This window comes from Kineococcus indalonis, from assembly GCF_009906395.1.
In the GTDB taxonomy this organism is placed as follows: domain Bacteria; phylum Actinomycetota; class Actinomycetes; order Actinomycetales; family Kineococcaceae; genus Kineococcus; species Kineococcus indalonis.
Genome location: NZ_JAAALM010000272.1, coordinates 1 through 5,453 on the forward strand (window position 1 = coordinate 1; position 5,453 = coordinate 5,453).

Annotated in this window: 4 protein-coding genes; 2 read left to right on the forward strand and 2 right to left on the reverse strand. The window is 77.7% G+C overall.

The features are described 5' to 3' along the window. The first annotated feature begins 182 nt into the window (after nucleotides 1-182). Complete coding sequence (locus tag GTR00_RS13515) at nucleotides 183-1,622, forward strand: ANTAR domain-containing protein (RefSeq protein ID WP_166612133.1); 1,440 nt, start codon at nucleotides 183-185, stop codon at nucleotides 1,620-1,622. Here the strand turns inward: GTR00_RS13515 and GTR00_RS13520 are convergent. Together GTR00_RS13520 and GTR00_RS13525 are read right to left on the reverse strand one after the other, a co-directional pair. Continuing rightward, nucleotides 1,594-3,528, reverse strand: a complete 1,935-nt coding sequence (locus tag GTR00_RS13520; RefSeq protein WP_205705756.1) for a CheR family methyltransferase — start codon at nucleotides 3,526-3,528, stop codon at nucleotides 1,594-1,596. The genes GTR00_RS13515 and GTR00_RS13520 overlap by 29 nt on opposite strands. Then, nucleotides 3,525-4,541, reverse strand: a complete 1,017-nt coding sequence (locus GTR00_RS13525) for a chemotaxis protein CheB (protein ID WP_166612134.1) — start codon at nucleotides 4,539-4,541, stop codon at nucleotides 3,525-3,527. Before GTR00_RS13525 ends, GTR00_RS13520 begins: the two co-directional genes overlap by 4 nt. A 128-nt stretch (nucleotides 4,542-4,669) precedes the next feature. Between GTR00_RS13525 and GTR00_RS13530 the strand changes: the two genes are divergently transcribed. Then, nucleotides 4,670-5,453 (forward strand): hypothetical protein (locus tag GTR00_RS13530; protein ID WP_166612135.1); only part of this gene is annotated, 784 nt, incomplete at its 3' end.

Genomic DNA, 5,453 nt, shown 5'->3' on the forward strand with positions numbered 1-5,453 from the left:
CTCCTCGACCCACTCGTACTTCTCGCGCACGCAGTGCCGGTAGGAGCGCACCGGGGCGTCCGCGGGGGAGCCCGGCCCCCGACCTCACCCGGGCGGCCCACTTGGCGACGGGGCGTCGCAGCGGCCATGCTGGGGGTGCATCGAGCGCACGGTGTCGCGGACACGGGAGCCTGGGAACGACCATGACGCCTGAACAGGGTGCGCAGCAGCACGCGGAGGGCCTGCGGGTCGTCCACTCGTCCCCCGCCCCGTACGACGAGGACGACCTGGAGCTGCGCCTGCAGGTGGTCACCGAGGAGCTGGCCGTCGCCGACGACGAGCTCGCCGCCCAGCAGCGGCAGATCGAGGAGCTCCTGGAGCGCGAGACCGACGCGCGCGCCGCCCTGCGCGCCCTCACCCTGGCCGTGCCGGTGCCCGTGCTGACCACCGACGCCCACGGCGCCGTGCGCGAGACCAACCACGCCGCCGCCGCCCTGCTGGGCGTGCAGCCCGCGCGCCTGCTGCGCAAGCCGCTGCCCGCCCTCGTCGGCGCCGCGGACCGCCCCGCGGTGCGCACCCTCATCGCCACCGCCCTGCACCGCGGCTCCGCCGAGGGCGAGCTGGTGCTCACCCCGCGCACCGGCGACCCGGTGCGCGCGGGCGTCGTCGTCACCGCCGTGGCGGCCGCGGGGCGCCCCGACGCGCGCAGCCTGGGCTGGGTGCTGTCCCCGCGCACCGGCGCCGCCGCGCATGAGTCCGCGGCCCCCGGACCGCGGGCGGCCGCGCGCGCCGAGGACGACGAGGTGCTGCGCGCGGTGGCGGCCCTGACGACCCTGCCGCTGGGGGAGGTGGGCCTGCACGAGCTGCTCTCGCGGGTGGCGGCGCTGGCCACCCGCGCCGTGCGCGGCGCCTCCTGGAGCAGCGTCGTGCTCGGCGACCCCGCCGAGCCGCAGGAGGCCGCCGCCGACTCCGCGCAGGCGCAGGCCGCCGACGGCGCGCAGTGGACCGCCCGGCAGGGCCCGTGCGTGGACGCCTACCAGCAGGGCCGGGCCCTCACCAGCAGCGACCTGCCCGCCGACCCGCGCTGGCCCGCGCTGGGCCGGCACCTCGCCGGCAGCCCGGTGCGCAGCGCGCTGGCGCTGCCGGTGCGCCTGGGCGAGGAGGTCGCCGGCGTCCTGGGCGTGTACGGCCCGGCGCCCGGCGCGCTGGGCACCGAGGCGGACCTGGACCGCGCCACCGTCTTCGCCGAGGCCGCCGGCGCCCTGCTGCGCGAGGCGCGGCGAGCGCAGGAGCTGCGCGCCACGGCGGACAACCTGAAGATCGCGATGCGCTCGCGCGCCGTCATCGAGCAGGCCAAGGGCCTGGTCGCCGGGTGGCTGGGGTGCCCGGTGGAGGAGGCGTTCGCCGCGATGACGACCCTCAGCCAGGACCGCAACGTCAAGCTGCGCGACCTGGCCGCGCTGGTCGTGGCCGACCCCTCGCGCCGCGACCTCGAGCAGCTGCTGCGCTCCGCCCTGGAGCGCTCCCGGGGACGCGCGCACGGCTCGACCTCGTCGGGCGGCGCTGCCGGCGCCGGCGGGGCCCACCGGGGCGCCCCGGGGCGCCCCGGTGCCCTCAGGCCTCCGGGGCCCGCTGCTCCATGACGACCAGGGCGCCGGACAGCGCGCCCTGCGCGCCCTGCAGCGGCAGCACCGAGACCTGCACCGCCAGCGCGCGCCCGCGCCGGTTCACCGCGTCCAGCTGCAGCACCGCGGCCTCCTCGCCGGCCAGCACGGCGCGCACGGCCGGGCCCACCTCGTGCAGGGGCAGGCCGATGTCCAGACCCAGCAGGTGCTCGCCCAGGGCCTCGTCGCCGCGCACGCCCCACACCTCCGCGGCCCACGCGTTCCACACCGTCACGCGCATCCCCGGGTCCACCACGGCCACCCCCACGCGCAGGCTGGCGAAGACGCCCTCCATGTAGCTGTTGAGGGCGCCGACCTCCTCGGTGCGCAGGCGCAGCTCGTCGTTGGAGTGCTGCAGCTCGTCGTTCATCGACTGCAGCTCCTCGTTCATCGTCTCCAGCTCCTCGTTCGTGGAGTGCAGCTCCTCGTTGGTGGTCTCCAGCTCCTCGACGGTGGACTGCAGCTCCTCGTTGGTGGTCTCCAGCTCCTCGTTGGTGGACTGCAGCTCCTCGTAAGCGGTCTCCAGCTGGCGGTGGGCGTCCTCCAGCTCGTCCTGCAGCTGCCGGGAGCGGCTGACGTCGATGAAGACCACCGCCGTGCCCAGCGCCTGGCCGTGCGCGGTGCGCAGCGGCACCACCTGCACGTCGAACCAGCGCTGCTCGCTGCGCGGGCGCGTCCAGGCCACGTCGCGGATCCACACGGTGCGCCGCTGCGCGTGCGCCTGGTCCACGGCCGAGCGCAGCTCCACCGGCCGGTAGGAGACCTCCAGGTCCTGGAAGGGACGGCCGGTGTCGGCCGCGCTCAGGCCGAACAGGGCGTCGGCGCGCTGGTTGGACAGCACCACGGCCCCCGCCTGGTCCAGCACGATCTGCGCCACCGGGCTGGCCGCCAGCGCCTCGTCGCGCAGCACCCCGCCGTCGGGGTCGGCCGGCGGCGCCAGCACCGGCGGCACGGGCGCCGTGAGGCGGGAGACCGGGCGCGCGGCCCCCACGCGCCGGAAGATGCGGTTCTTCAGGTCCACCGGGGAGAACAGGGAGCTCTGGCTGAGCAGCATCTCCGCCTTGCCCAGGAACAGCAGCCCCTCGGGGTTCAGCGAGTAGTGCAGCCGCTCGGCGATGCGCGCCTGCGTCTCCGCCGTCAGGTACATCAGCGTGTTGCGGCACGTCAGCAGGTCCACGTGGGAGATGGGCGCGTCCTGGACCAGGTCGGCGCGGCCGAAGATGACCGAGCGCCGCAGGTCCTGGCGGAACGTGAAGCGCCCGCCGCTGGCCTCGAAGTACTTCTCCAGCAGCTCCGGCGGCACGCTCCTGACCTCGCGCTCGCCGTAGGTGGCGGTGCGCGCGTGCGCCAGGGCCTCCTCGTCGGCGTCGGTGGCGTAGATCTTCACGCGCTCGCGGAACTGCTCCGGGCCCAGCAGCTCGGCCAGGCAGATGGCGGTGGTGTAGGCCTCCTGGCCCGAGGCGCAGCCGGCGCTCCACGCGCGCAGCGGGCCGGTCGGCTTGCGCTCCAGCAGCTGCGGCAGCAGGTCCGTGCGCAGCCGCTCCCACGCCTCGGCGTCGCGGAAGAAGGAGGTGACGTTGATGAGGATGGTGTTGAACAGCGCGGTGAACTCGTCGGCGTCGACCTCGAGGCGGTCGCGGTACTCCTCGTAGGTGGCGATGCCGACGTCGGCCATGCGGCGGCGCACCCGCCGCTCCAGGCTGGGGCGCTTGTAACCGGTGAAGTCGAACCCGCGCGCCTCCTTCAGCAGCAGCAGCAGCTCGTCGAGCTGCCGGGGCGTGCCGGCGGCCGCGTCCGCGAAGCCGTCCGCGGGGCCGTCCGCGAGGCCGTCCGCTTCCACGGGGCCGTCCTCCTCGGGCACCTCGGCGGCCCCCGCCCCGCTCACGCGCCCACCTCGTCACCGGTGACGTCGCCGCGCCCGGTGAGCAGCCGGCGGATCACCGAGGCGGCCTCGGTGGTCTCGTCGGCGCGCTCGCCGAAGCGCCCGGCGCTGATGCGCCGGCCGGACTCCTCGGCCCGCCGCGACAGCTCCCGGTTCAGCGCGGCGCGCTCCTCCAGGCTGCGCAGCGCCACCCACAGGGCGCCCTCCGTCTCCGCGCTCTGCTGCTCGTGCAGGCTCTCCGCGGTCCAGGCGTGCCCCACGCGGCAGCGGAAGCGCAGCAGGCCGTGGTCGTCGATGCGCCACAGCGCCCCGGAGCAGTCGGGGCAGGTGTACCCCGACGGGTCGCCGGGGTGGTCGTCGGAGTCCACCACGTCCATGTCGAACCGTGCCACGGCCACCTCCGGGTCCGTGGTCCCCGTCCCGCCGCGCGCCTCCGCGACGTCGGGGACCTCCTGGTGCACCAGCTCCTCCAGCAGGGCGGGGATCGCGGCCACGGGCAGCACGTGCTCGGGGTCCGCGGCCGCGACCGCGTTGGCGGGCATCGCGGCGAACAGGGCGTCGGAGGGCTCCTGCACCACGCCCACGCCCCCGCGGCTGCGCACCGCGACCAGGCCGGCGGTGCCGTCGTCCAGCGTCCCGGAGAGCACCACGCCGACCACGCGGGCGCCGAGCGCGTGCGCCGCGGAGCGGAACAGCACGTCCACCGCCGGGCGGTGCCCGTTCTCCCGCGGGCCCGTGGAGTGCACGACGCGACCGCCGGCGAGCATCAGGTGCCGGTCGGGGGTGGCCACCAGGACGGTGCCGCGCGGCAGCGGCTCGCCGGGGACGGCGGTGCGCGCGGGCAGGGGACCGGCGCGGTCGAGGATCGAGGCCAGGGCGTCGGCGCCCGTGGGCGGCACGTGCAGCACCACCAGCACCGTCGCCGGCAGGTCCGCCGGCAGCCCGGCCACCAGGGTGCGCAGCGCCTCCACCCCGCCGGCGCTCGCGCCGACCACCACCACGTCCCGGGTCGCCACGCACCGAGCGTAGTGCTCCGCCGGGGCGGGGCCGCCCCGGCACCGCGGGCGCGCTGTCCGGGCCCGTCCCTAGGGTGGCCCGCGGGGCGCGGCCGGCCGGGCACGCCCCGCGGGCTCCGGGAGGGTGCGTGCGGCGGCTGGTCGTGGACGTGTCGCTGGCGGTGCTGGCCGCGGTGGTCGGCGCCCTGCTGGCGCTGGAGCGCGCCGGGTTGTGGGCCGCCCCGCGGGAGGTGGTGGGCGCGCTCATCGCCCTGACCGCGGTGCTGGCGGTGGCCACCACCGCCGCGCAGGCGGTGGCGCGCTGGCGCGCCGGGCGCCGCGCCGCGCACCGCGAGGTCCTCGACGACCTGCTGCACGCGGTGCTGTGGAGCGCGGTGGACGCCACCGGCCTCGACGCGCGCGACCTGGCGGTGGCCGCCTACCGGCTGCACCGCCCGGCCTGGCCGGGCCGGCCGGCGCGCCTGCTGCGCCTGCACCGGGTGCGCGCCGGTCGCCGCCCGGTCGCCTCGGGCACGGCGTGGGCGCCGGGCAAGGGCGTGATCGGCCGCGCGGCGGCCGACGGGGAGGTGGTGGCCGTGGACGTGGCGGCGCTGGACGCCGTCGCGGGGGAGGTGGACGCCGCCGGCTGGCAGCGCCTGCCCGCGGGCGTGCGCCAGGGGCTGACGTTCGAGGAGCACCGCCGGCTGCGCGGCAAGTACGGCGCCGTGGTGGCCGTGCCGCTCGTCGACGACTCCGGGCCCGTCTCGGCGGTGGTGGGCTGCCTGGCCCTGGACGGCCCGGCCGGCAGCCTGCCGCGGCTGTCCTCCCCGGCCGTGGTGGGGGTGCTGGAGGCCACCGGCCGCGCGCTGCGCCGGCTGGAGGCGCCCGCGGCGGCGGCCCGCGCGGCGGCGGCGCCGCGGGCCCGCGCGACGG

Bases quoted from the DNA above. Each gene is read 5' to 3' on its own strand.
- GTR00_RS13515 (WP_166612133.1), top strand. From the start codon at position 183: ATGACGCCTGAACAGGGTGCGCAGCAGCACGCGGAGGGCCTGCGGGTC.